Origin of the sequence: Anaerovibrio lipolyticus (assembly GCF_021531495.1) — a bacterium.
GTDB lineage: Bacteria > Bacillota > Negativicutes > Selenomonadales > Selenomonadaceae > Anaerovibrio.
This window is the reverse complement of the sequence record NZ_JADYTY010000107.1, coordinates 1-304: the sequence shown is the minus strand read 5'-3', so window position 1 is coordinate 304 and position 304 is coordinate 1. Positions and strand designations below refer to the sequence as shown.

Sequence of the window (304 nt, the reverse complement as noted above, 5' to 3'; positions counted from 1 at the left end):
GAGCTGAACGATGAACAGGTTGCCTAAGATTAATTGTTTTTTGAAAGGAGAATGTTTATGGTAAATCGCACTGTTGTATCCTCTGCCCTGAAATTTGGTTTTGAAACAGAGGAGGAAAAGAACGGCCAGCCAGTTATTGAGACTAAGACTATCTCTAATATGAATGGCTTGGCCAGCGATGAAGATTTTCAGGCTGTAGCCGGGGAGATTGCCCCCCTGTACAACAAAATCCCTGATATTGTTTATCGCGTTGATACGGTAGCCTTGGAAGCTGCCTGATAGGGACAGGAAAGGAGGAACAATA

General features: G+C 43.8%; 1 protein-coding gene. It reads left to right on the top strand.

Going from position 1 to position 304, the window contains the following annotated elements; genetic code table 11:
* The first annotated feature begins 57 nt into the window (after positions 1 to 57).
* Complete coding sequence (locus tag I6E26_RS11145; RefSeq protein ID WP_235321928.1) at positions 58 to 279, top strand: DUF1659 domain-containing protein; 222 nt, start codon at positions 58 to 60, stop codon at positions 277 to 279.
* Positions 280 to 304 lie beyond the last annotated feature (25 nt).

What these genes read in the sequence shown, in the direction of transcription:
- I6E26_RS11145 (WP_235321928.1), top strand. Translation starts at nt 58, where the DNA reads ATGGTAAATCGCACTGTTGTATCCTCTGCCCTGAAATTTGGTTTTGAA.